The 23481-nt window shown below is 69.3% G+C and carries 17 protein-coding genes, 1 tRNA gene and 1 riboswitch; of the genes, 5 read left to right on the top strand and 13 right to left on the bottom strand.

The window, feature by feature from the left end; all coding sequences use genetic code 11:
• Positions 1 to 8: 8 nt before the first annotated feature.
• From purQ to purC, 5 genes are all read right to left on the bottom strand, one after another.
• A complete protein-coding gene (gene purQ, locus GRI40_RS06790) occupies positions 9 to 686 on the bottom strand; it encodes a phosphoribosylformylglycinamidine synthase subunit PurQ (protein ID WP_160610631.1) in 678 nt (225 codons plus the stop codon).
• A complete protein-coding gene (gene purS / locus GRI40_RS06785) occupies positions 686 to 916 on the bottom strand; it encodes a phosphoribosylformylglycinamidine synthase subunit PurS (protein ID WP_160610630.1) in 231 nt (76 codons plus the stop codon). Before purS ends, purQ begins: the two co-directional genes overlap by 1 nt.
• 85 nt (positions 917 to 1001) lie before the next feature.
• The gene (locus GRI40_RS06780; protein WP_337190514.1) at positions 1002 to 3875 is read right to left on the bottom strand and encodes a M16 family metallopeptidase; all 2874 of its coding nucleotides are present in this window, start codon (positions 3873 to 3875) and stop codon (positions 1002 to 1004) included.
• A gap of 80 nt (positions 3876 to 3955) precedes the next feature.
• The gene (locus tag GRI40_RS06775) at positions 3956 to 6028 is read right to left on the bottom strand and encodes a DUF3857 domain-containing transglutaminase family protein (protein WP_160610629.1); all 2073 of its coding nucleotides are present in this window, start codon (positions 6026 to 6028) and stop codon (positions 3956 to 3958) included.
• Between the two features lie 74 nt (positions 6029 to 6102).
• Positions 6103 to 6906 carry a phosphoribosylaminoimidazolesuccinocarboxamide synthase gene (gene purC / locus GRI40_RS06770; RefSeq protein ID WP_160610628.1) on the bottom strand — a complete coding sequence of 268 codons (804 nt, stop codon included), beginning with the start codon at positions 6904 to 6906 and terminating at the stop codon, positions 6103 to 6105.
• A gap of 166 nt (positions 6907 to 7072) precedes the next feature.
• Between purC and GRI40_RS06765 the strand changes: the two genes are divergently transcribed.
• The 3 genes from GRI40_RS06765 to chrA all read left to right on the top strand — a co-directional run bounded on the left by GRI40_RS06765 (position 7073) and on the right by chrA (position 11386).
• Positions 7073 to 8134 carry an ATP-dependent DNA ligase gene (locus GRI40_RS06765; RefSeq protein ID WP_160610627.1) on the top strand — a complete coding sequence of 354 codons (1062 nt, stop codon included), beginning with the start codon at positions 7073 to 7075 and terminating at the stop codon, positions 8132 to 8134.
• Between the two features lie 54 nt (positions 8135 to 8188).
• Positions 8189 to 8277: riboswitch (glycine riboswitch) on the top strand.
• A 108-nt stretch (positions 8278 to 8385) separates the two neighbouring features.
• The gene (locus tag GRI40_RS06760; RefSeq protein ID WP_160610626.1) at positions 8386 to 9768 is read left to right on the top strand and encodes an L-serine ammonia-lyase; all 1383 of its coding nucleotides are present in this window, start codon (positions 8386 to 8388) and stop codon (positions 9766 to 9768) included.
• Between the two features lie 298 nt (positions 9769 to 10066).
• Positions 10067 to 11386: a chromate efflux transporter gene (chrA, locus tag GRI40_RS06755; protein ID WP_160610625.1), complete on the top strand. Its 1320-nt coding sequence runs from the start codon at positions 10067 to 10069 to the stop codon at positions 11384 to 11386.
• Positions 11387 to 11445: 59 nt separating this feature from the next.
• Here chrA and GRI40_RS06750 read toward each other — a convergent pair.
• The 5 genes from GRI40_RS06750 to infA form a co-directional block, all read right to left on the bottom strand.
• Positions 11446 to 11521, bottom strand: a tRNA-Phe gene (locus tag GRI40_RS06750).
• A 113-nt stretch (positions 11522 to 11634) separates the two neighbouring features.
• A complete protein-coding gene (gene yacG, locus GRI40_RS06745) occupies positions 11635 to 11811 on the bottom strand; it encodes a DNA gyrase inhibitor YacG (protein ID WP_160610624.1) in 177 nt (58 codons plus the stop codon).
• Positions 11808 to 12767: a ribonuclease E/G family protein gene (locus tag GRI40_RS06740; RefSeq protein ID WP_160610623.1), complete on the bottom strand. Its 960-nt coding sequence runs from the start codon at positions 12765 to 12767 to the stop codon at positions 11808 to 11810. Before GRI40_RS06740 ends, yacG begins: the two co-directional genes overlap by 4 nt.
• A 10-nt stretch (positions 12768 to 12777) precedes the next feature.
• On the bottom strand, positions 12778 to 13347 hold the full coding sequence (locus GRI40_RS06735; RefSeq protein WP_337190513.1) for a Maf family protein: 570 nt from the start codon (positions 13345 to 13347) through the stop codon (positions 12778 to 12780).
• Positions 13348 to 13386: 39 nt separating this feature from the next.
• Positions 13387 to 13632, bottom strand: a complete 246-nt coding sequence (gene infA, locus GRI40_RS06730) for a translation initiation factor IF-1 (RefSeq protein WP_067681512.1) — start codon at positions 13630 to 13632, stop codon at positions 13387 to 13389.
• A gap of 178 nt (positions 13633 to 13810) precedes the next feature.
• Between infA and GRI40_RS06725 the strand changes: the two genes are divergently transcribed.
• Positions 13811 to 16933: a TonB-dependent receptor gene (locus GRI40_RS06725; RefSeq protein WP_160610622.1), complete on the top strand. Its 3123-nt coding sequence runs from the start codon at positions 13811 to 13813 to the stop codon at positions 16931 to 16933.
• 17 nt (positions 16934 to 16950) lie between these two features.
• Here the strand turns inward: GRI40_RS06725 and GRI40_RS06720 are convergent, their stop codons facing one another.
• The gene (locus tag GRI40_RS06720; RefSeq protein ID WP_160610621.1) at positions 16951 to 18108 is read right to left on the bottom strand and encodes a BaiN/RdsA family NAD(P)/FAD-dependent oxidoreductase; all 1158 of its coding nucleotides are present in this window, start codon (positions 18106 to 18108) and stop codon (positions 16951 to 16953) included.
• A 53-nt stretch (positions 18109 to 18161) separates the two neighbouring features.
• Between GRI40_RS06720 and uvrC the strand changes: the two genes are divergently transcribed.
• Positions 18162 to 20108: an excinuclease ABC subunit UvrC gene (gene uvrC, locus GRI40_RS06715; RefSeq protein WP_160610620.1), complete on the top strand. Its 1947-nt coding sequence runs from the start codon at positions 18162 to 18164 to the stop codon at positions 20106 to 20108.
• Between the two features lie 113 nt (positions 20109 to 20221).
• Here the strand turns inward: uvrC and GRI40_RS06710 are convergent, their stop codons facing one another.
• On the bottom strand, positions 20222 to 20524 hold the full coding sequence (locus tag GRI40_RS06710; RefSeq protein WP_160610619.1) for a hypothetical protein: 303 nt from the start codon (positions 20522 to 20524) through the stop codon (positions 20222 to 20224).
• 88 nt (positions 20525 to 20612) lie between these two features.
• Positions 20613 to 23477, bottom strand: a complete 2865-nt coding sequence (locus tag GRI40_RS06705) for a M16 family metallopeptidase (RefSeq protein WP_160610618.1) — start codon at positions 23475 to 23477, stop codon at positions 20613 to 20615.
• Positions 23478 to 23481 lie beyond the last annotated feature (4 nt).

Genomic DNA, 23481 nt, shown 5'->3' with positions numbered 1-23481 from the left:
CGCCGGGATCAGGCGGTGACGAGGCCCCGGATCGCGCTTTCGAACAGGATCCGCCCGTCGGTGCCGCCCAGTTCCGGCTCCACCGCGCGTTCGGGGTGCGGCATCATGCCCAGCACGTTGCCCGCGTCGTTGAGGATACCGGCGATGCCGCGCTGCGATCCGTTGACCGCCCCGCAGTACCGGAACGCCACGCGCCCGTCGCCTTCCAGTCGATCGAGCGTCGCATCGTCGGCGAAGTAGTTGCCGTCATGGTGCGCCACCGGCAGCATGATCGTGCTGCCCGCATCGTACCCCGATGTGAACAGCGACTGCGTGTTCTCTACTGTGAGGGGGACGGTGCGGCACGTGAAGTGCAGTTCCGCATTGCGCATCAGCGCGCCGGGCAGCAGGCCGGCTTCGGTAAGGACCTGGAAGCCGTTGCACACGCCCAGCACCGGGACCCCGCGGTCCGCCGCGGCGATCACGCTGCGCATCACCGGGCTGCGGCTGGCGATGGCGCCGCAGCGCAAGTAGTCGCCGTAGGAAAATCCGCCGGGCAGCGCGATGAAATCCAGTGCTTCGGGCAGGTCGGCCTCGCCGTGCCACACGCGCAGCGCCGGCACGCCCGACACGTTTTCCAGTGCCACCGCCATGTCGCGGTCGCAGTTGGACCCGGGGAAGGTGATGACCGCGCCGCGGAACGCCATCACAGCTTCTCGATGCGGTAGTTTTCGATGACCATGTTGGCGAGCAGCTTGCGGCACATCTCGTCCAGCGCGGCATCGGTGGTGTCGTCGGCCACGTCGAGTTCCACCAGGCGGCCGACGCGGACATCGTCCACCCCCGTGAAGCCCAGGCCTTCCAGCGCGTGATGGACGGCGCGGCCCTGAGGGTCGAGCACTCCGGGCTTCAGGCTGACGTGAACGCGGACTTTCATGAGGCGGCGGCTCTTTTGCAACGGGGCCAGCGCGGCTGGCGGGTCGCGCGCAGCCTATGGCGAAAGCCGCGCGCCGCGACAAGCTTTACCCCGCGCTTTCCACCGTGGCCGGGACGGCGAGGACCTCGACCGCACCTTCGGGGGACAGCCAGCGCGCGGCGGCGGCCTGCACGTCGATCGCCGTCAGCCCTTCGACGATCGCCCTGGCGCCCAGGAAGCGGTCGATGCGTTCGGGCTCGCTCTGCGCCTGCGCGGCGAGGGCCATCCACCCCCCGTTGGACTTCAGCGCGTTGTCGTAGCTTTCGATGAGGGGGCGACGCGCGCGTTCGAGCACGTCCGGCGCCACCGGCGCGCGCACCAGCTGCGATGTCACATCGCGCAGGGCCGCGCGGGCGGCGGGCACTTCGGCCACAGCGACCGATGCGGCCACGGTGAACGTGCCGTAATCGCGCCAGACGGACGAGGGCGCGCTCGCCGCGCTTGGGGAATAGGCCTTGCCGAGCCTTTCGCGCAGTTCCTCCGTCAGTTCGATCCGCACGATCCGTTCGAGCAGTTCCAGCCGCTGTACCATCGCCGGGTCGCTGTCGTCGGTGGTGGGCCAGGTCCATTGCAGCAGCGCCTGGTCCGCTTCGCCGGTGTGAAGAACCAGGTGCGGCGCGCGCGACGCGGTGAACGTGCGGCGGCGCGCATCCTCCCGCGGCAGGAAATCGGCCTCGCGCGGCGGCAGTGCGCCGAGGGTCCGTCCGACAAGCGCGATCGCGGCGTCCTCGTCCACGTCGCCCACCAGCGCCAGCTCGATCGCGCCGTTCTCCAGGCGGTCGCCGATGACGGCGCGGAGCTTCTCGAACGACAGCGCCTGGTAAGCAGCGGGCGGCTGCACGGTAAAGCGCGGGTCCCCATCCGACAGGATGCGGCCAAGCTGGGAGCCGAGCGCGCCGGCGGGCGTCGCGTCCTTGCGCAGGAACCAGTTGGCGATCTCGCGGCGATAGCGAACTTCCCCTTCGCGCCGGTAGCCGGGATCGGTCAGCGCCGCGGCCAGCAGGCTGAGTTGCAGGTCGAGATCGGCCGGCGTCGTCGCCCCGCCGCTGACGAACGTGTCGCCCCCGGCCGCCAGGTTGAGGCTCACGGTGCGACCGGCGAGCAGACTGTCGAGCTCGTCCTGCGAATGCTTGCCGAGCCCGCCAGCCGGGAGAGTCGCGGTCATCGCGGTCGCCAGCGGATCGCTGGCCGTCGCGAGGAGCGATCCGCCATCAAGATTGAGGCGATAGCGTACGCGGTTCGCCTCCAGCGCCGTGCGCTTCAGGTTGAGGCGCACCCCGTTGGCGAACTGCACCCGGCGGATGCCGGTGCGCGGTTCCACGCTGTCGCGCGTCACCATGCCCGGCGTGCCGAAATCGTCATAGGCGAAGGCGGCGGCGGACGTGCGCGCGGACGCGGCCAGGGGTTCGGCCATGACCGCGTCCCATGCCGCGCGGAGCGCTGGTGCCCCGCCAATGGGAGCGGTGCGCCCTTCGAACCGGATCAGCGGATTTTCGAGCGATGCGGCGTCGGCGCGCAGTGCGGCCAGCACCGTTTCTGGAGTGATCGACGGCGCGAATTCCTCGAACCGGTCCAGCGCGGATTGGGGGCTGGACGGGACGAGGCCATCGTTCAGCATCCGGTCGATCGCGGCGACGTGCGCGGCGTTGCTGCGGGTATCGGCGGCGCGTGCCGCGTTCTCCTGCCCGGCGCGTGTTCGGGCGACCTGTTCCGCGATCTCCGCGTCCGAGAAGCCGAAAGTCATCGCCCGGCGCCATTCGCGCGCCATGGCTTCCAGCGCCTGCTGCCACTTGCCGTCGAAGCCGTCGACAACGAGGTTGGTCGCGCGGCCGATCTCGAAGATCGCGCCCGTGCCGAAGCCGGCCCCGCGGAACGGCGCGTCAGCCGCGCGGGCCATGGTCTCGAAACGGCGGTTGACCGCGCGGTAGCCGATCGACCGGAGCAGGTTGGTGCGGCGCTGCGCGACCGTGTCGGGCTCGTCGCGCCACGGCGTCAGGCGCGTGACCGTCACCCGTTCGGAGAGCGCCGGGTCGATGTAGATGTCCGTCTCCCCGGCCCGCGACAGGTCGAGCGGTCCGGCTTGCGGCACAGGCGGCGGCGGCGCGGCGCGCCAGTCGGCGAAGCGCGTCTCGATCGCCCCTGCAACCGCAGGCACGTCGATCGTGCCCACCACGGTCAGCACGGCGTTGCCCGGAACGTAGGCGCGTTCGTAGAATGCACGCAGGCGCGCGGCGTCGGCATCGCGCAGCGTTTCCTCCGCCCCGATGGGCATCCGCCGGGGATAGCGCGCGCCCGGCGCGATGAAGGCCCATTCGTCCTCGACTTCCTTTAGGGCGTAGTTCGTCCGGTCGCGCTTTTCGGCCAGGATCACGCCCCGCTCCCGCGCGACGGCATCGGGCGCGATCGTGAGTTCGCTGGCGGTTTCGCGCATGATCATCAGCGCCTTGTCCACCAGCGCCGGGTCGCTGCGCGGAAGGTCCAGCTTGTAGGTCGTCGTCTCGAACCCGGTGGAGGCGTTGGTGTCGGCGCCGAATGCCAGGCCCTCGCGCTCCAGCAGGCGGACCATCTCGCCCTCGGGCACGTTCTTCGATCCGTTGAAGGCCATGTGTTCGAGGAAATGGGCAAGGCCGCGCTCGTCCTCGCGCTCCTCCAGCGAACCCGAGCCGATCCGCAGCCGCACCAGCACGGTTCCTTGCGGATTGTCGTTGGCGCGCAGGACATAGCGCATGCCGTTGGGCAAAGTGCCGAAGGTGTATCCCGCCTCCACCGGCACGTCGCTTTGTGCAAAGGGCCATTCGGCAGCGGGCGGGGCTGGGGCCGGGACGGCGTCCTGCGCGGCTGCGGGAACGGCCAGCAGGAGGGCGAGGGACAAGAAGGCGGGCGGCAGATGCGCGGGGCGCAGCAGGGCGATGCGGGTCACGCGGTGGGTTTTGCCCGGCTCGCATGAACCTGGCAACAACGCGCGAAAGGGAACGCGCTCGCGCGCGGGCGGACGTCAGGTCAGGGCTGGATTCCGACGTCCCTCGGCAGGCACGAGGCGCTGGCGGTGGTCCAGTCCGTTTCGAATGTGGCGGGCACCGGGTGAAGGTTACCCCACGGTTCGGCCACTTCGCCGGGATCGTAGCTGATCACCGCCTTGGAATTATCGAACCGTTCGATCCGGCCGTTGTCGCGCGCCGCCGTCGCCGCGTCCGTCTCCGGCCGCTCCACGCGCGATCCGCGCACCAGCCGGATCGTGCGATCGTCGCGCCGTTCCATCATCCGGTAGTAGAGGCGCCCGAACATCATCGTGTCGAAGACGGAATTGAAGCCCCAGTTCGCCAGCTTCGTTTCGTCCGGCAGGCGTACCGTGGTGGCGTAGCAACTGAACGCGGGCGCGGTGTAGTACGGCACCCCGGCGTCTTCGCCCGCGGGGCGCGCGCGCCGGGACGGCGGGCTGAAACCTCCGCCGGGCAGGACGAGCTGATACGCGCCGTCGCCTTCGTCCTCCCAGTCCAGCTTGCCCAGGCCGGTGATGGTCAGCACGCTGGCCTGGGTCGGCCGATCGAACCGATAGGTGACGGCGTCGATGGTCTCCCATTGCCCGCGCCCTGCCGCCGCGTTGCGGAAGGCCTGCGTCATCTGGTCGGACGTGAGCGCCGAAAGCTGCAGGTACTGCGCGATTCCCTCCGCCCCGCGCTTGACCATCGTCTCCGTCATCCGGGCCGGCTTGTCGAAGCCGGCGCGGGCATCGATGTCGTAGATGCCCATCTCGTCCGGCAGCGCGGCGGGCGTCTGCGCCACCTTGACCAGCGCGCTGCCATCCATGGTCAGCGGCAGGGACCAGCGCACCGGCAGGGCCGGGGCTTCGCGCATCTCGATCACGCCGGGCATCGTGCCGTCCAGCCAATAAGTCTTCCCGCCGATCTGCGCGTGGACCAGCACGTGATCGAACAGGCCCGGGGAAGGCAGGCGCGTTTCCAGCCCGTCGTCACCCGCGCTGGCGTTGACCAGCACGGCCCTTGCCGGCACGCCCAGTTCCGAAAGCAGCGCCATCAGGAGCGCGGTCTTCCCCTTGCAGTCGCCGTAGCGGCGCTCCCACGTCTCCTCCGCACTGGCCGGGCGGTAGTTTCCCCCGTCGAGCCCGACGTAGATGTAGCGCACCTGTTCCTGCACCAGTTCCAGCGCGGCCTGCGCGCGGCCCCGGGCATCGGGATGGGCCGCCGCGATGCGGGCGGCCTCTGCCTTCAGCGGCGATCCGGCGGACAGGCGCGATGCATCCGCGAACAGCGGCGCGAAGCGCTTTGAGACCGATTCCCACGAAGGAAAATCCGAATATTCGATGACACGCTGCCAGCCGTAGCGCGGCGGCGCGTCGGCCGGCGGGGCGATCATCGGCGGATTGTCCACCAGCACGGTCATGCTGTTGGCCGACCGCCGCGCCGGCGCACTGAAATCGTCGGTCGCGCGCAGCTTCGGCTCCTGCCCCTGGTCCCAGCTCACCGCCAGGCGATAGCGGCCCGGCATTGTGGTGCCCGCCAGCATCAGTGCGCCGGCGCTGGCATCCTTCAAGGTCGGATCGCTGGAGGGCACGGAATAGGCCAGTTCCAGTTCGTCGCCCACGCGCAGGTCGGGCACCTTGTAGATTGCGGTGAGCGTGCCGCTGAGCATCGACTGTTCTAGCTGGTCCTCCCGCCGCAGCACTTCGAACCGGGCGCTGTTCGCAAGATCGATCGTCTCGGTCCCGCGATGGACCTTCAGCGCGTGGAGGATGGGGGCGCCCGCTTCGGGGTTCCACGCGATCGCCAGGTTGCCGATCTGGAGCGCCTGGGGATTGAGCAGCTTGATCCGGTGGCCGACGTAGCTGTGCTGTCCCTTCGCCTCGAGGTGAACCTGGGTGTCCTGCTGGCGAACGAACGCCAGGCCGGATGCGTCGGGCGGAACCGGCAGGGGTTCCGAAGGCTGCACCCATGCCGGCACCGCGCCGCGCGTGACGGCCGCGCCGCCCGTGGTTTCCTGCGCCATGGCCAGGCTCGTCATGGCGCAGGTCGCCAGCGCGCACCCCGCCAGCAACGTGGTCTTCAACAATGTCATGCGGCCCCCCGTCTCCTGCCGATCAGGATGGCGGGAAATTCGCCCGGCGCAAGAGCCAGTCCGGCAAAAAGGCGTTATTTCTTCGGCTTGCCAGTGCGCAGGCGGCCGCGATGGGCGGAAAGGTCGAACACCTCGCCCGGGGTGCCGTTATCGTCCTGCAGCAGGCCCAGCCGCCGGGCGACTTCCTGGTAGGCCGCCTCCTCCCCGCCAAGGTCGCGCCGGAAGCGGTCCTTGTCCAACTTCTCGCCGGTGGTCATATCCCACAGGCGGCAGCCGTCGGGGCTGATCTCGTCGGCCAGGATCGTGCGCGCGTAATCTCCGTCCCAGATGCGGCCGAATTCCAGCTTGAAGTCCACCAGGCGGATGCCGATCGCGGCAAACATGCCGCACATGAAATCGTTGATCCGGATCGCCATGCTGGAAATGTCCTGCATCTCCTCGTGGCTCGCCCAGTTGAAGCAGGCGATTTCCTCTTCGGAAATGAACGGGTCGCCCAGCGCATCGTCCTTGTAGCAGTATTCGATCAGGGTGTGAGGCAGCGGCTCCCCTTCCTCGATCCCCAGCCGCTTGCTGAGCGATCCGGCGGCGACGTTGCGCACGATCACCTCGATCGGGATGATCTCTACCTGCCGCACGAGCTGTTCGCGCATGTTCAGCCGGCGGATGAAATGCGTCGGGATGCCGATGTGCGCCAGGCGCGTGAACACATACTCGCTGATGCGGTTGTTGATGACGCCCTTGCCGTTGATCGTGCCCTTCTTCTGGGCGTTGAAGGCGGTCGCATCGTCCTTGAAATACTGGATCAGCGTGCCCGGTTCGGGCCCTTCGTACAGGATCTTGGCCTTGCCTTCATAGACCTGGCGGCGGCGGGATGACATCGGGCGCTTCCCTTTCGGCAGCGGTGAAAATACGTGTGCCCCGGGGGCGGGTCGGCTGGTGACGCGCGCGGCCGGGGCTTTGTCAGGGCCCTTAGGGAAAACCGCGCGCGAACGCAATTGCGCCGCGGGGGCGGGAAAGCCCGCTGCGCTGGCGCGTTCGAAAGACATGCACGCAAGCAGCAGGCCCTCTGCCGGACTGGAGATCGAACGGTCGACGCCGCCGATGGAGGCGCGGCTTGTCGATCACCTGCCCGAAGGGGAAGGCTGGCAGTACGAGCCCAAGTGGGACGGGTTTCGTTGCCTCGCCTTCCGCGACAAGGGGGACGTCGCGCTGATGTCCAGATCGGGCAAGCCGCTGGAGCGGTATTTTCCCGAAGTGGCCGCCGCGCTGCGCGACCTGCCCGAGAGTCGGTTCGTCGTCGATGGCGAGCTGGTCGTGCCGGTGGAAGGCGTGCTGTCCTTCGCGGCGCTCCAGGCGCGTCTTCACCCGGCGGCTTCGCGCATCGCGAAGCTGGCCCGGCAGACGCCGGCGCAGTTCATCCTGTTCGATTGCCTGCAGGTGCGGGGGCGCGTGCACCGCGATGCGCCGCTCGCTGAACGGCGCGCCGCGCTTGAACAATTCGCCGGCGCGCTGCCGGAATCGATCTTCCTCTCCCCGGCGACAGACCGGGTGGAAACGGCCCGCGCATGGCTGGCGCAGACTGGCGGCGCGCTCGACGGGGTCATCGCGAAGCGCCGCGACGAACCCTACCGGCCAGGCGAACGGGCGATGTTCAAGCACAAGGTCCAGCGCACCGCCGACTGCGTGGTGGGCGGCTTCCGCACCGACAAGACGGGGTGCGGGATCGCCTCCCTCCTGCTCGGCCTCTACGACGAAGCGGGGCTGCTGCACCAGGTCGGCTATTCATCGTCTTTCGCGGCCGCCGCGCGCATGGAGATGTTCGACCGTCTCGCCCCGCTCGAGGGTGCGTCCGCGTTCACCGGCAAGGCGCCGGGCGGGGCGAGCCGGTGGACGAAACCCGGCAAGAGCACCGCGTGGACGCCGCTGGAGCCGCGCCTGGTTGCGGAAGTCGCATACGACCAGGTGACCGGCGATCGCTTCCGCCACGGCACGACGTTCCGCCGGTGGCGGCCCGACAAGGCGCCATCGCAATGCACGTTCGATCAGCTCGCCGCCGAACTGCGGCCCGAGGAACTGGTGGAGATCCTCGCCCAGGTTCCTGGATAGCGATCGCGGCATGCCTGCGCGGTTGACGGCGCCGCGTCCCTCATCCAAATGCCGCCGGGTCGGATGGGAGAGATCGGCCAGGGCCGGCGCCGAAGGAGCAACCGCCCCGGAAACTCTCAGGCACAAGGGACCTTCCGGCACGGCAAAATTCTGGAGAGAGGTGCCTTCGCGCATCCGCCGACGGGATAACGATCTCAGGCACCAAGACAGAAGGGGCTCGAGCGGGCAGTTATGCCCTCGGGAGACTTCTGATGACGGCCAGCGTGTTCGAACTGTTCAAGGTGGGCGTGGGGCCTTCGTCGTCCCACACGATGGGCCCGATGGCCGCCGCCGCCGATTTCGTGGAGCGGCTCCGGGTCGCGGGCGACCTCCCGCACACCGCCCGCGTGCAATGCGACCTGTACGGCTCCCTCGCCCTGACGGGCAAGGGCCACGCGACCGACCGGGCGATCCTGCTGGGCCTGAGCGGAGAGCGCCCGGCGACGTGCGATCCGGACGCGGCCGCCACCATCGTCGATACCATTCGCGTCTCCGGATCGATCGCGCTCGGCGGATCGCACGACGTGGCGTTCGACGAGGAACGCGACCTGCGGTTCCACCAGCGGGAACGCTTGCCCTTCCACTCCAACGGCATGCGCTTCACCGCCTTCGACCGGGCTGACGCGGAAATCGCCAGTCATGTCTGCTACTCGGTCGGCGGAGGCGCCATCGTGGACGAGGCGGCGATCGCGGGGAACGCGCCGCCAGCGGGACTGCTCGGCGACATTCCCTATCCGTTTCATTCCGGCGCGCATTTGCTGTCGCTGTGCGCCGAACATGGCCGCAGCATTGCAGAGCTTGCCCTGGCCAACGAATGCACCGAACGGCCCGAAGCCGAAGTGCGCGCGCGGCTCCGCGAAATCCGCGATGTCATGTCTGACTGCATCGATCGCGGCATTCGGCTTCACGGCGAACTGCCGGGCGGCCTTCGGGTGAAACGCCGGGCCAACGCGATTCACACCAGGCTCCTGGAACGGCAGGAACGCGCCCTGAGCGATCCCCTGTCGGTCATCGACTGGGTCAACCTGTGGGCGCTGGCCGTGAACGAGGAAAACGCCGCCGGCGGCAAAGTGGTGACTGCGCCAACCAACGGCGCCGCCGGGATCATACCGGCCGTGCTGCGTTACTACGAACGGTTCGTCCCCGGCGCGAGCGAGCACGGCGCCGACATCTTCCTGCTGACCGCCGCTGCGATCGGATCGCTGTTCAAGGAAAACGCGTCGATCTCCGGCGCGGAAGTCGGATGCCAGGGCGAAATCGGCGTCGCCTGCTCGATGGCCGCGGGCGGGCTCGCAGCCGCCTTGGGCGGAACCCCCGCGCAAGTGGAAAATGCGGCCGAAATCGGCATGGAGCACAACCTGGGGCTGACCTGCGACCCGGTGGGCGGCCTGGTCCAGGTCCCTTGCATCGAGCGTAATGCCGTGGGCGCCATCAAGGCGATCGAGGCGGCGCGGCTGTCCCTGCTCGGCGACGGGACGCACCTCGTCAGCCTCGACCAGGTGATCGAGACCATGCGGCGCACGGGCGCGGATATGAGCGACAAGTACAAGGAGACCTCGCTGGGCGGCCTCGCCGTCAACGTCGTGGCGTGCTGAACCGCGCGGCGGCGCGGGGCAACTGGTAGCGTTCTCCTGCACCGATCGCCGGATCGCCGCCCATCGCGGCGTCGGCCGGACTGTCGGTGCAAGTGTCTTTCTGACGACCGGCGCGGGGAGATCGGGGGGGCTTGGCGGGAAGGCCAATCGCGCCCGCCCACTTTCTCTCGGAAAGCGGTCGCGGCTTGCCGTGGGTGGAAGACAGCACTAGAATTCTCCGCGCGGGACCCAGCAACCTCCCGATCAGGCGCTTCGCCCAAGTGTTGCCTTCGCCGCCCGCATCGACGGGCGTGGAGGAATGCGCGCCGTGCCATCTGACCATGTCGTCCCACCGCCCTTTGCCGAATTTTCCCGCACGGCGGCGAAAATCGGTCTGGTCAGCTTCGGCGGCCCGGCCGGCCAGATCGCCCTGATGCACCGCGAGATGGTCGACGAACGCGGCTGGGTCGACGAGGAGCAGTTCCTCCAGGCGCTCAACCTGTGCAACCTGCTGCCGGGGCCGGAGGCGCAACAACTTGCCACCTGGATCGGCTGGAAGCTGCACGGCTGGAAGGGCGGGCTCGTGGCCGGCGGGCTGTTCGTCCTGCCGGGCGCGCTGGTCATGCTCGCGCTGTCCATACTCTACGGCTTCGCGACCGGCATGGAATGGTTCCAGGCGATCTTCCTGGGCATCAAGGCGGCGGTGCTGGCGATCGTTGCCCAGGCGCTGATCCGGATCGCCAGCCGCGCGCTCCACACCCCGTTCCAGATCGCCCTGGCCATCGCCGCGTTCCTGGCCTTGTTCCTGTTCGCGGCACCGTTTCCCGTGGTCGTGCTTGCGGCCCTGGCGATCGGCGCGGCCGCCGGCGCGCGGCGCCCCGGTTGGCTGGCCTTCAAGCCCACCGATCAGGCGACGCCGAGCGGGAATCGACCCTGGCGCGCGACGCTTGTCGCACTGGTCGCCTGGTCAGCGATCTGGGCCGCGCCCCTGGTGACGATCCGGCTCGCCCTGGGGCCGGATCACGTCCTCTGGCAGATCGGCGTGTTCTTCTCGAAGCTGGCCGTGGTGACGTTCGGCGGCGCGTACGCAGTTCTTGCCTACATGGCACAGGAAGCCGTCAGCGGTTACGGCTGGCTCGGCGCCGGCGAGATGGCGGACGGGCTGGGTCTGGCGGAGACCACGCCCGGTCCCTTGATCCTGGTGACCCAGTTCGTCGGCTACATGGGCGCTTTTCGCGCGCCCGATCCCTTCAGCCCCGTCGTGGCTGGCGTGTTAGGGGCGGTGCTCACGACGTGGGTCACGTTTGCCCCCTGCTTCATGTGGATCTTCGCGCTGGCGCCGTGGATGATGCGCCTGCAGCGCGCGCCGGCCATGAAGGGCGCGCTCGCCGGGGTGACCGCGTGCGTGGTGGGGGTCATCGCCAACCTCGCGCTGTGGTTCGCGCTCCACGTGCTGTTCGGACGTTTCCGGCTCGCGGACTATGGTCCGGTACATCTGCAGGTCCCCGACTGGGCCAGCTTCGACCTTGCCGCCGGGCTCATCGCGGTGGCCGCGTTCACGATGATCTTTGTCCTGAAGCGCGGGATCCTGTTCACGCTGGCAGTGGCGGCCGCCCTGGGCCTGGTCGCGGGGCTGTGAGGGTGCGGGGGCGGTAGTGCCTTCTATCTCGGGCGGGCCGCAGCAAGCCGTCGATGAGGTGGTGCCCCGGGGCGGATTCGAACCACCGACACTGCGATTTTCAATCGCATGCTCTACCAACTGAGCTACCGGGGCAGGCAACGCACGCGGGCGGCAGTGGCGGCCCGCGGTTGGCGAGGCGGCCCTATGGCCAAGGGCGCGGCGCTTGGCAAGGGGCCAAAGCGGCGTATCGGCAGGAGGGCGTGCGCTCAGCCGCCTGCGCGGTCGAGTTCGTCCGGATCGGCCGGACGGCCCGGAACGGAATAGCTATCCGAAAACCAGCGGACCAGATCGCGGTCCTTGCAGCGGGTCGAACAGAAGGGTGCGTGCTCCGCACTGCGCGGCTGGCGGCAGATCGGGCAGGGGCGGGCAGCAGGCGTGGTCATCGAGGCACGATCTGGGCGTGGCCGCCGCCGATCGCAAGCGCCGGATCGGCCAGCGAGCGCACGGCGCGGCCCGTCCGGCGCTCCAGCTCCGACAGCCATTCGGGGCGGATCGCCGCGATTACCGGCGGCGCCGCCGTCAGGAGGATGGCCCCGGCCCCGTCCAGCATCTCCGCCCGCCGCAGCAGGTGGCGCGCCGCCGCGCCCGTGCGGTCGAACGCCAGCCGGTGAAGCAGCGAAGGCCCGGTGCTGCGCGCGACGATCTGCACGAAGCCGAAGCCGTTCATCGCCGTACTCTCGTGCGGCCATCCCGCCAGCGCTTCGCTGAGTGCGGCATCGACCGCCTGGCGATCCGCCTTCGCCTGCAAGGTGGGGAAATCGATGCCGATCGATCCGCCGAGATCGAAGCGCCGCATGGCCTGCGCTGCCGGTTCCACCGCGGCGAGAGCCAGCGCGCGCGCGGGGAGGGCGCCGTCCACATCGATCAGCGTCATCGCGGCGGTCGGCGCGAGGTGGAGCGTGCCGCCGGGAAATGCGACGGCGGCCTCCCATGCGTCAGACCAGATATCGTCCCAGGCGCGATCGGGAAAGCGGCGCACCACGGCGGCGCTCTCCAGCGCTTGGGGGAGCCCCGGCGCCGGGCAAGTGGGTGCGTCGCTTGGCCGGGCCTGCGCCGGTTTGCCGCGCCCGCGTTCGGCAACGGCGGCGCGCGTCACTTCGAGGCGAATCGCGGCGCCCTCGCTCGCGTCCTTCGGCAGGCGATCGACGAGCGCTTCCTCCCCGTCAGCGAACCGGGCGCGGCCGCGCGGCGTGCCTCCGATCCGTTCGGTAAGCACGGCCTCGGCGACCATGCCTGCCTCCAGCGCGCCCGGCCACCGCAGGCGCGCGGCGACGGCCTGCCCGTTTTCGTAACGCAGGGCGCGTTCTTCCCCGATGCCCTGTTCGACCAGCCAGGTCATGCGGGCCGGTTCACGGGATGGCGAAGCCGGCGGCTTTCAGCAGCGCACGCGTTTCGTGCAGCGGCAGGCCGACCACGCCCGAATGGCTGCCCGCGATCCATGCAATCAGCCCTTCGGCGGCGCCCTGGATGGCATATCCCCCCGCCTTGCCGTGCCATTCACCGCCCGCGACATATGCGGCGATTTCCTCCTCCGACAGGCGTTTGAAGCGCACTTGCGTTTCGCTCAACCGCTCGCGCACCGTGCCGTCGGGCGCGCGCAGGGCGATTGCGGACAGCACCCTGTGCCGGCGTCCGGATATCAGCGCGAGGCAGCGGCGCGCGGTTTCCTCGTCCTCCGCCTTGGGCAGAATGCGCCGTCCCACCGCCACGACGGTGTCGCCCGCCAGCACGAAAGCCGGCGGATCGGCCGCGGCCGCCGCCTTTTCGCGCGCCATGCGCATGGCGTAATCGCGGGGAAGCTCGCCCTTCAGTGCGGTCTCGTCGATGTCGGCTGCGGTCACGCGCGCGGGCACGATGCCGAGCCGCGCGATAAGCTCGCGCCGGCGCGGGCTGGCCGATGCCAGGACGAGCGCGGGCACGGTATCGGGAGGTAAGGCGGGCACCGTTGCCCGGCCGGCTTATTGCGGGCCCGGGCCGCCGCGCCCAGGCATGAAGCGATACGTGATGCGCCCCTTGGTCAGGTCGTAAGGCGTCAGTTCCACCAGCACCTCGTCCCCCGTCAGCACGCGAATGCGGTTCTTGCGCATCTTGCCGGCGGTGTGGCCGAGGATTTCATGGCCGTTTTCGAGCTCCACCCGGAACATCGCGTTGGGCAGCAGTTCGACCACGCGCCCGCGCATCTCGAGGAGTTCTTCTTTGGCCATGCGGTTGGTCGGTACCTTGTGTGGGGTTGGTCGATCGGTGGCGCCCCATAGACGCGCGGAGTACAAAAGGGAAGCGCCCGCTGGCGACCCAACCTGAACAGCCGGAAAGAAATGCGCGACAAAAGGTTACCCGACCGCGGGTTGCGCCGCGGGATGGTTTGGCCTCAAGCCTGAAGCAATGGCCAATCGCGTCGATCGTCATATGCGGATCGACCGTGCGCCCATCGAACAATTGAAGGATCGAACGAACTTGCGCCCGCTTTACCCCGTTTCGCTGCTGGCCCTCGCGCTCGCCACTCCCGTCCATGCGCAGGACACGCCGGCTACGGCGCAGGCCGATCCGGCCGTGCCGGACGAGGCGGAGGATGCCGGCGAGATCGTCGTCACCGCCACCCGCGTGCCAGGTCAGGTGGAGACCGACAGTCCGCCGATCCTGGAGCTGAACGAAGCCGAAGTCGCCGCCTATGGCGCGACGTCCATCGCGGACCTCGTGGCGCAGCTCGCCCCGCAAACCGGATCGGGCCGCGGGCGCGGCGGCCGCCCGGTGTTCCTGGTCAACGGCCAGCGGGTGTCCGGCTTCCGCGAATTCAGCCGCTTCCCGCCCGAGGCGATTCGCAAGGTGGAAGTGCTGCCGGAAGAAGTCGCGCTGCAATTCGGCTTCCCGGCCGACGCCCGCGTGATCAACTTCATCCTGAAGGATACCTTCGCGTCCCGGGAGATCGAGGTCGACGCCGGCATGCCCTCGCGCGGCGGCTACACCACGGCGGAGGCGGAGCTCGGCATTCTCACGATCAGCGGCCCGCGCCGCATCAACGGCACGATCGAATACAACCGCACCGGCCGCCTGACGGAAGGCGAGCGCGACGTGGTGCAGGCGATCGGCAGCGATCCGACCGTGGCCGGCGATCCCGATCCGGCGGATTTCCGCACGCTGGTCGCCCGCAGCGAGACGATTTCGGCCAACGGCACCATGACCACCGGTATCGGCGAGATGGGATCGGGCGGGCAGTTCACCATCAACGGCGAAGTCAGCCGCACCGTGCGCGATTCGCTGTCGGGGCTGGACACCGTGGTGCTGACATCGCCGACGGGCGCGCAGGCGCTGCGGACGATCGATGCCGACCCGATCACCCGGCGCACGGCGACCGACACGTATTCACTTGGCAGCGCCTACAACACGCAGCTCGGCGACTGGCGCCTGTCATCGACCCTGGATGCCAGCCGCACGGATACCGACAGCCGGGTAGACCGGCGGCGCGATACCGACGCGCTGGTGGCGGCCGCAGCGGCGGGGACACTGCCCGTCGACGGGCCCCTGCCAGCGCTGGCCGCGGCGGGAACGGACCGGGCGCTCAGCCGCGTATGGTCGGCCACGCAGAAGAACACGCTGTCGGGCAATCCGCTGCTGTTGCCGGCTGGGGAACTGGGCGTGACCCTGGATGCCGGCTACGACTGGACCCGCATCGAGAGCCAGGACACCCGGGGCGTCGCCGGAACCACGCGGCTGACGCGCGGCGATCTCAATGCCGGGGTGAATGTCAGGGTGCCCGTGACCAGCACCCGCGAAGGATTCCTGGACGCGGTCGGCGACATCTCGCTGAACCTCGGCGCGGGCATCAACGCGCTGTCGGATTTCGGCACCCTCACCGACTGGAACGTGGGCACCACCTGGAAGCCGACCGAACGGCTCGCCCTGCAGGCGAGCTACATCGCGCGGGAGGCCGCGCCGGGTCTCAGCCAGCTTGGCGGACCGCAGATCGTGGACGTGAACGTGCCGGTCTACGATTTCACCACCGGGCGCACGGTGCTTGCCAACGTGACAAGCGGCGGCAATCCCGCGCTGGTCGCGGAGGAGCAGCGCGATTTCAAGCTGTCGGCGACGTACGATCTCGACCTGTTCGACCGCGCCAATATCCTGGTCGAGTATTTCAGCAACAATTCGAAGAACACGACCGAAAGCTTCCCGCTGCTGACCCCGGCGATCGAGGCTGCGTTCCCGGATCGGGTGACGCGCGCCGCCGACGGGACGCTGCTCGCCATCGACCAGCGTCCGGTGACCTTCGCGGAGCGGTCGTCCTCACGCATCCGCTATGGCTTCAATGTGTTCGGACGGGTCGGGCAGCCTTCGCCCGAAGGCAGCAGCCAGGGCGGCCGCGGCGGTTTCCGGGCGATGATGGCGGCGGCCGCGCCCACGCCTACGCCGGCGCCTGCACCCGCTCGGCCCGCGACCGGCGACGCGGCGGCGCCTGCCGAGGCCGCAGGCGGCCAAGGCCGGATGCAGATGGACCCGGCGCGCTTTGCTGAATTGCGGACCCGGTTCTGCGCCGTCCCCGATGGCCAGGTGCCGGACCTCACCGGCGTGCCCGAACGGATGCTCGAACGTCTGAAAGGGCCTGACGGGCAGATCGATCCGGCCCGCGTCGCGGCGATGAAGCAGCGGTTTTGCTCGGCCGATGGTGCCGCCACGGGTTCGCGCACGTTCGATCCGGCGCGCTTTGCCGCCCTTCGCACGGCGCTCGCCTGCGGGGTCGAGGGCAAGGAGCCCGATATCGCCGCCCTGCCGCCCGAAGTGGCGGATCGCCTGCGCGGCCCTGACGGCCAGATCGATCGGGCACGCCTGGCAGAGCTCAGGACGCGGCTCTGCGCCGTCGATCCCGCACAGGCCGCCCAGCGCGGCGGGCGGCCAGCCGCTGACGGCCAAGGCGGGGGTGCGCCGGCGCAAGAGGGCGCTTCAGCGCGCGGTGGCGGAGAACGCGCCGGCGGCAACGCGCGTGCCGGAGGCGGTTTCGGCGGGCGCGGCGGCGGCGACGGACAGGGCCGCTGGAACCTCTCGCTCTACCACACGGTCGAACTCGGCAACACGGCGCTGATCGCGCCCGGCGGGCCGTCGCTCGACCTGCTGGACGGCGATGCGCTGGGCAGCAGCGGCGTGTCGCGTCACAAGGTCGAACTGGAAGGCGGGCTGTTCAAGGACGGGCTCGGCGCGCGGCTTTCGGCCAATTACCTGTCCGGCAGCACGGTACGGGGCAGCGGGCTTCCGGGATCGAGCGACTTGCGCTTCGGCGATCTCGCCACCTTCAACCTGCGCCTGTTCGCCAACCTGGAACAACAGGAATGGCTGACCGGCGGCGGCGACCCGGGGTTCTGGAAAGGCACCCGGCTGGGCCTGCGCGTCAACAACCTGTTCGATGCGCAGCAACGCGTGACCGATTCCACCGGGACCGTGCCGCTGCGGTACCAGCCCGCGCTGGTCGATCCGACCGGCCGGTTCGTGGAAATCGAGTTCCGCAAGATGTTCTGACGCGCGGGGGCGGGCGCTCAGAGTGCGTCCCCCGCCGCCACCCCGCTCGCCCAGGCCCACTGGAAGTTGTAGCCGCCCAGCCACCCGGTCACGTCCACCGCCTCGCCGATGGCGTAGAGTCCGGGGACCCGGCGCGCCTCCATCGTGCGGGACGATAGCTCCGCGGTGGCGATGCCGCCCAGGGTGACTTCCGCCTTGGCGTAGCCTTCGCTGCCGTTTGGCACGAAAGTCCATCCGGCCAGCCGCGCCTCCGCCGTGCGCAGGGCCGCGTCCGGCAGGTTGCCGATATCGCCTTCGCATCCGAGGCGTTCGGCAAGCGTCGCCGCCAATCGCTCGGGCAGCGCCTCGCGCAGCATGGCGCGCAGGCCAGCGCGGGGGCTCTGCCGCTTGGCTTCGATCAGCCAGCCCGTCGCGCGGTCGGGCAGGAAATCGATGCGCACGGGGTCGCCCGGCCGCCAGTAGGACGATACCTGCAGGATCGCCGGGCCGGACAGCCCGCGGTGGGTGAACAGCGCCGCCTCGCGAAAGCTCGCCTTACCCGCGCTGGCGATCACCTCGGCTGAGACGCCGGAAAGCTCGCGGAACAGGACATCGTCCCCGCCCAGTGTCAGGGGGACCAGGGCGGGGCGCGGTTCCACGACCTTCAATCCGAACCGCCGGGCCAAGTCGTAGGCGAACCCGGTCGCGCCCATCCTGGGGATCGACGGCCCGCCGGTGGCGATGACCAGCGACGGCGCACTGTCGGCGCCCACCTGGAACAGTCCGTCGGTGTGACCGACCTCGGTCACGTCCGCGCCGCAGCGAACCTCCACCGCGCCCTTCGCGCATTCGGCCAGCAGCATCGCCACGATCTGCCGCGCCGACCCGTCGCAGAACAGCTGGCCGAGCGTCTTTTCGTGCCACGCGATCCCGTGCGCCTCCACCAGGTCCAGGAAATCGCGTGGCGTGTAGCGGGCGAGCGCGGACTTCGCGAAGTGCGGATTGGCCGAGAGGTAGCGATCAGGCGCGGTCCCGAGGTTGGTGAAGTTGCACCGCCCCCCGCCGGAAATCAGGATCTTGCGCCCCGGCTCGGCCGCCTTCTCCAGCACGAGCACCCGGCGGCCGCGCTGGCCGGCGCGGGCGGCGCACATCAGGCCCGCCGCGCCGCCGCCCAGGATGATCGCATCGTATTCCATGCGCGCGCCCCTAGGCCTTCACTTTCCTGCGCGCGACTCCTAGCTGCAATGCCATGTCGCGCACGCCCGCCGGAACCCCGACTAGCCCGCAAGGGGCCGAGCGCTTTCACGAGGATCGCGCGACATACACCGTGAAGGGCGCCGGCGCGCAGCCGGACCTGGAGGCCGGGTGCGCGGCGATCCGCGAAACCGTCCGCACGCTGAAGCCGCGGCCCGGCGTGTATCGGATGCTCGACGCGCGGGGCGATGTGCTCTACGTCGGCAAGGCGCGCAGCCTGAAGGCGCGGGTGGCGAACTACACGCAGGTGAAGGCGCTCTCCAACCGCCTGCGCCGCATGGTCAGCCAGACGCGCGGCATGGAAATCGTCGTCACCAATTCGGAAGCCGAGGCGCTGCTGCTGGAAGCGCAGCTCATCAAGCGCTTCCGCCCGCCCTACAACGTGCTGCTGCGCGACGACAAAAGCTTCCCCTTCATCCTGCTGAGGGCCGAGCACGCCTTTCCCCGCATCAGCAAGCACCGCGGCGCGCGGCGGGCGAAGGGGAATTACTACGGCCCGTTCGCGAGCGCCGGGGCGGTCAACGTGACCATCAACGCGCTGCAGAAGCTGTTCCTGCTCAGGAGCTGCACGGACAGCTTTTTCGCCCGGCGTGACCGGCCGTGCCTGCTTTACCAGATCAAGCGGTGCAGCGCGCCTTGCGTGGGCCGTATCGACGCGGCCGGATACGGGGAGCTGGTGGCCGAGGCGAAGGAGTTCCTTTCCGGCAAGTCAGCCGCCGTACAGAAGAAGATCGAGGCGCAGATGGCCGAGGCGGCCGCCGCGCTGGACTTTGAACGGGCGGCCATGCTGCGCGACCGGCTGCGCGCCGCCACCGCGATCCAGGGCAGCCAGGCGATCAACGCCGCCGGGGTGGGCGATGCGGACGTGTTCGCGCTCGCGGCCAAGGGCGGACAGATGGGCATCCAGGCGTTCTTCGTCCGGGGCGGGCAGAACTGGGGGCACCGCGCGTTCTTCCCCAGTCATACCGAAGGCGAGAGCGAGGACGACGTACTCGCCAGCGTGCTCGCCCAGTTCTACGAAGAGGTGCCGCCGCCGCGCACGATCCTGCTGGACCGCGAGCTGGCAGAAGGCGCGCTTCTGGCGGAGGCACTGTGCGAGGCGGCGGGCCACCGGGTTGAGATCAGCGTGCCCCAGCGCGGCGACCGCCGCCGCCTGCTCGCCCAGGCACAGCGCAACGCGGTGGAAGCGCTGGAGCGCCGCCTGGCCGAAAGCGGCACGAAGGCGCGCATCATGCGCGAACTCGCCGAATTCCTGGAGCTGCCCGAACCGCCCGACCGGATCGAGGTCTACGACAACAGCCACATCCAGGGCACCAAGGCGGTGGGCGCGATGATCGTCGCCGGGCCCGAAGGGTATCGCAAGGGCCAGTACCGCAAGTTCAACATCAGGAGCGCGCAGACCAACGACGACTTCGCCATGATGCGCGAGGTGATCGGCCGCCGCTTCGCCCGCGCGCTGGAGGAGAACCCGGACCGCGACAGCGACACCTGGCCGGACCTGGTCCTGATTGACGGGGGCAAGGGCCAGATGTCCTCCGTCCGCGACGCGCTGGAGGAACTGGGGATCGAGGATGTCGCGGTGATCGGCATCGCCAAGGGGCCGCACCACGGGCGCGAGGGGCGCGAGGTGTTTCACTTCCCCGACGGGCGGCAAAAGACCCTGCCGACCAATTCGCCGCTCCTGTTCTACCTCCAGACCCTGCGCGACGAGGTCCACCGGTTCGCCATCGGCGCCCATCGCGCCAAGCGGAGCCGCGCCATCACTGCCAGCCCGCTCGACGAGATTCCCGGCATCGGCCCGGGGCGCAAACGCGCGTTGTTGCTGGCCTTCGGCACCGCCGGCAAAGTCCGCGCCGCGGCGCTCGAGGACCTGAAGCGCACCCCCGGCATCAGCGAAGGCGTGGCGCAGAAGATCTGGGACTTCTACCACCCCGCGGGGTGAGGACAGCGGCGCATGTCGCGCGCAACGGGCGGCCATGCGTGATCGATTTCGCGCAAACGAAAAGGGCGCCAGATCGCTCCGACGCCCTCTCCGGTGATACCGCCATCAGGATATCAGGACTGGCGGGTGCCCGTCATCGCCATCGCGCCGAATGCGCCGGCGTTGACCGAACCGGTCAGGGTGTCGCCATCGACGGTGGCGTTGCCTTCCAGCTTCATCGGCATGGGGACGGTCATGTTCATCGTCCAGGTCAGGGTGTTGCCATCGATCTTGCCGTTTTCGACCTCCATCGATCCCATCGCGCCGGCGTTCTTGCCGCTGAACGTGCCGTCGCCGTTGTCGGTGATGGTGAACACGCTCTTCTGATCGCCCATCGGGGTCTTGGTCACGCAATCGTAGCTGCCGGCAACGCTCATATCGTCTCTCCTTCGGAAATGATGGAACATTCAATCGGGCCCGCTGACACCGGTGTCAATACGGGCCTGGGTTCAATTGGGCGCGTGGTCAGAACTCGCTGGCCGAACGGTATTCGATCGGCAGGCCGATCCCTGCCAGCTGGCTGTCGATCACCTTGCGGTCGCCCACCACAATCACGACCATGCGGTCCGGTTGCAGGTATTCGCGTGCGGCCGCATCGATCGCATCGGCATCGATGGCGCGATAGATTTCGGGCAGGCGTGCCTGGTAATCGTCGGGCCGGCCGAAGCGCTGGTTGCTGATCAGCGCGCCCAGCACGGCGGCGTTGGTCTGGTAGCGGGTCGGCAGGTTGGCGATGTTGCCTTCGGTGACGCGCTGCAGCTCCGCCGGCTCCACCCCGCGCGTTGCGGGAAAGGCCTTCATCTGGTCGATCACCGCGCGGATCGAATCCCCGGTGCGGTCGGCCTGGACCATCGTCTGGACCACCGCGCTGCGCGGCCCCGCGCTGGAGGCGATGCCGCTGCGAATGCCGTAGGTCCAGCCCTTCGTTTCCCGCAGGTCCATGTTGAGGCGCGAGAGGAAACCGTTGCCGATCACCTCGTTGGCCAGATCGAGCGATTCCAGCCCCTGCTGGGCCCCCGTGATCGGCAGCACCCGGCCGAACAGGAGGACGGAACTGGGCGAATTGGGCCTGTCTATGACGACGATCCGCGGGGTGGGGGCGGGCACGGGTGCGGCAAGGTTCTTGGGTTGCGCGGTGCCGGCGGGCGCGGTCCAGTTGCCCAGCGCCGCCTCCAGCCGGGGGAGCAGATCGGCCATGGTGACGTCGCCCACCACGGTGATGCGCGCGGCATCGGGGCGGATCCAGTTGCCATGTTCCGTGCGCAGCGCGGCGGGGGTCAGCGCCTGGACCACCTCGGGCTTGCCCAGCGCGCCGACGGAGCCATACGGGTGCGCCGCGCCATAGAGGATCGGGTCGAGCGCGCGGCCCGCCAGCGCCTGGGGCGACGCGAGCGCCTGCTGGATACCCGCGAGCCGCTGGTTCTTGACCCGCGTCACATCGCCTTCAGCGAAGGCGGGGTTGCGGATCACGTCGGCCATGAGGGCCAGTGAGGGGGTGAGATTGGCCGTCAGCGCGGTCATCCGCACCACGCTGGCGTCGCGGTCGGTGCCGGTGCCGATGTCCGCGCCCAGCCGCTCCTCTTCCTCGGCGATCTGCTGGGCGGTGCGGGTGGTCGTCGCTTCGTCCAGCAGGTCCATCATCAGGCTCTGTGTGCCGGCGCGGGCGGCCCCGTCGGCGGCGATGCCGGCGTCGAACTCAACCGCCATGCTCACCTTCGGAATCGCGGTGCGGCGTGCAAGGGTGACAGGAATGCCGTTGGACAGCCTGGCATGCTCGACCGTGGGGAAGGTCAGCGGCTTGACCGGGCCGACTTCCGGCATGGCGCGGGGTGGGCCCTGAACGATCGGCGGCGCGGGCTTCTTCGCGTCCGGCGCAGGCGCGGGCACGGTGCCTTCGTCGCCCCAGCCGCCCAGCAGCGCGCCTTTCTCGGTCCGCGGGCCGGGCACGATGGCAAGCTTGTACACCGGACGGCTAAGCCAGCGCTGCATCGCGCCCTTGACCTCACCCGGCCGGACCGAGGCGAGCGAGCGGAGCTGCTTGATGTAGAATTCCGGATCGCCGGTGTAGAGCTCCCCTTCGGCCAGGGTCATGCCCTTGCCGCCGAAGTCGCCCACCTGTTCCAGCCCGTCGATCTGGCCGCTGACGATCTGCGTGGCGGCGCGGCGCAGTTCGTCCTCGGTGGGTCCGCTGGCGATGTAGTCCGCAATCAGCGCGTCCAGCCGGGCCTCAGCCACCGCGCGGTCCACGCCGGGGCGGATATCCATGCTCACCGCCGCGGTGCCGAGCTGTTCTTCCTGGTCGTAATACGCCGCGACGTTCACCGCCAGCTGCTCCTCGCGCACCAGCGCCGTGTCGAGGCGCGATGAAGCGAGGCCGCCCAGCACGTGCATGCCGACCTGGAGCGCCGTGCCGTCGGCGTCCTTCATGCCGGGGCCGGTCCACAGGCGATAGACGCGGGTCTGCGGGACCTGGTCGGCGACATCGCGGCTGACGGGCGCGGCCAGGTTGACCGGCGCGGCGACGGCGGGGGTCACTTCGGGCCCGCGGGGAATGTCTCCAAACCAGCGGGTGACCTTGGCACGCGCGGTTTCGACGTCGATATCGCCGGTCAGCGCCAGCACCACGTTGTTGGGGCCGTAGTTGTTGCGGAACCATTCCCGCACGTCCGCGATCGACGCCGCGTCGAGATCGGCCATCGAGCCGATGGTGGAATGGCGATAGGGGTGGCCGACGGGCAGCAGTCCATCGTTGATGAGATAGCGGACGAGCCCGTAGGGCTGGTTATCGCCCTGGTTCTTCTCGTTCTTGACGACACCGCGCTGCTTGTCGAGCTTGTCCTGGTTCACCGCGCCCAGCAGGTGGCCCATGCGGTCGCTTTCCATCATCAGCGCCAGGTCGAGCGCGCCGGTGGGCACCGTTTCGACGTAGTTCGTCCGGTCAGGGCTGGTCGAACCGTTGGTGCCGGTTGAACCTGCGGCCTCCAGCGGAATGTCGAAGTTCTCCACGTTCTCGCTGCCGGTGAACATGATGTGTTCGAACAGGTGGGCAAAGCCGGTGCGCCCGCGCGGTTCGTGCTTGGACCCCACGCGGTAATACGTCGTGACGCCGACCACCGGCGCCTTGCGGTCGGTGTGGACGAGCACGGTCAGACCGTTGTCGAGCGTGAATTTCTCGTACGGAATGGCCACTGCATCAAGCAGGGTGGCGACATCCGCCGGCGCGGCTTCGGCTGCGGGGGCGACGGGTGCCAAGGGCGTTTCGGCAGGCACCGTGGCGCAGGCGGTGAGGGAAAGGGCCAGCAGGCTGGCGGATGCGAAGCGGAACGACATGAAG

The organism is Tsuneonella aeria, from assembly GCF_009827495.1.
Classification (GTDB): Bacteria; Pseudomonadota; Alphaproteobacteria; order Sphingomonadales; family Sphingomonadaceae; genus Tsuneonella; species Tsuneonella aeria.
Note: the sequence above shows the minus strand (reverse complement) of the source record. Positions and strands in the feature narration are given on the sequence as shown.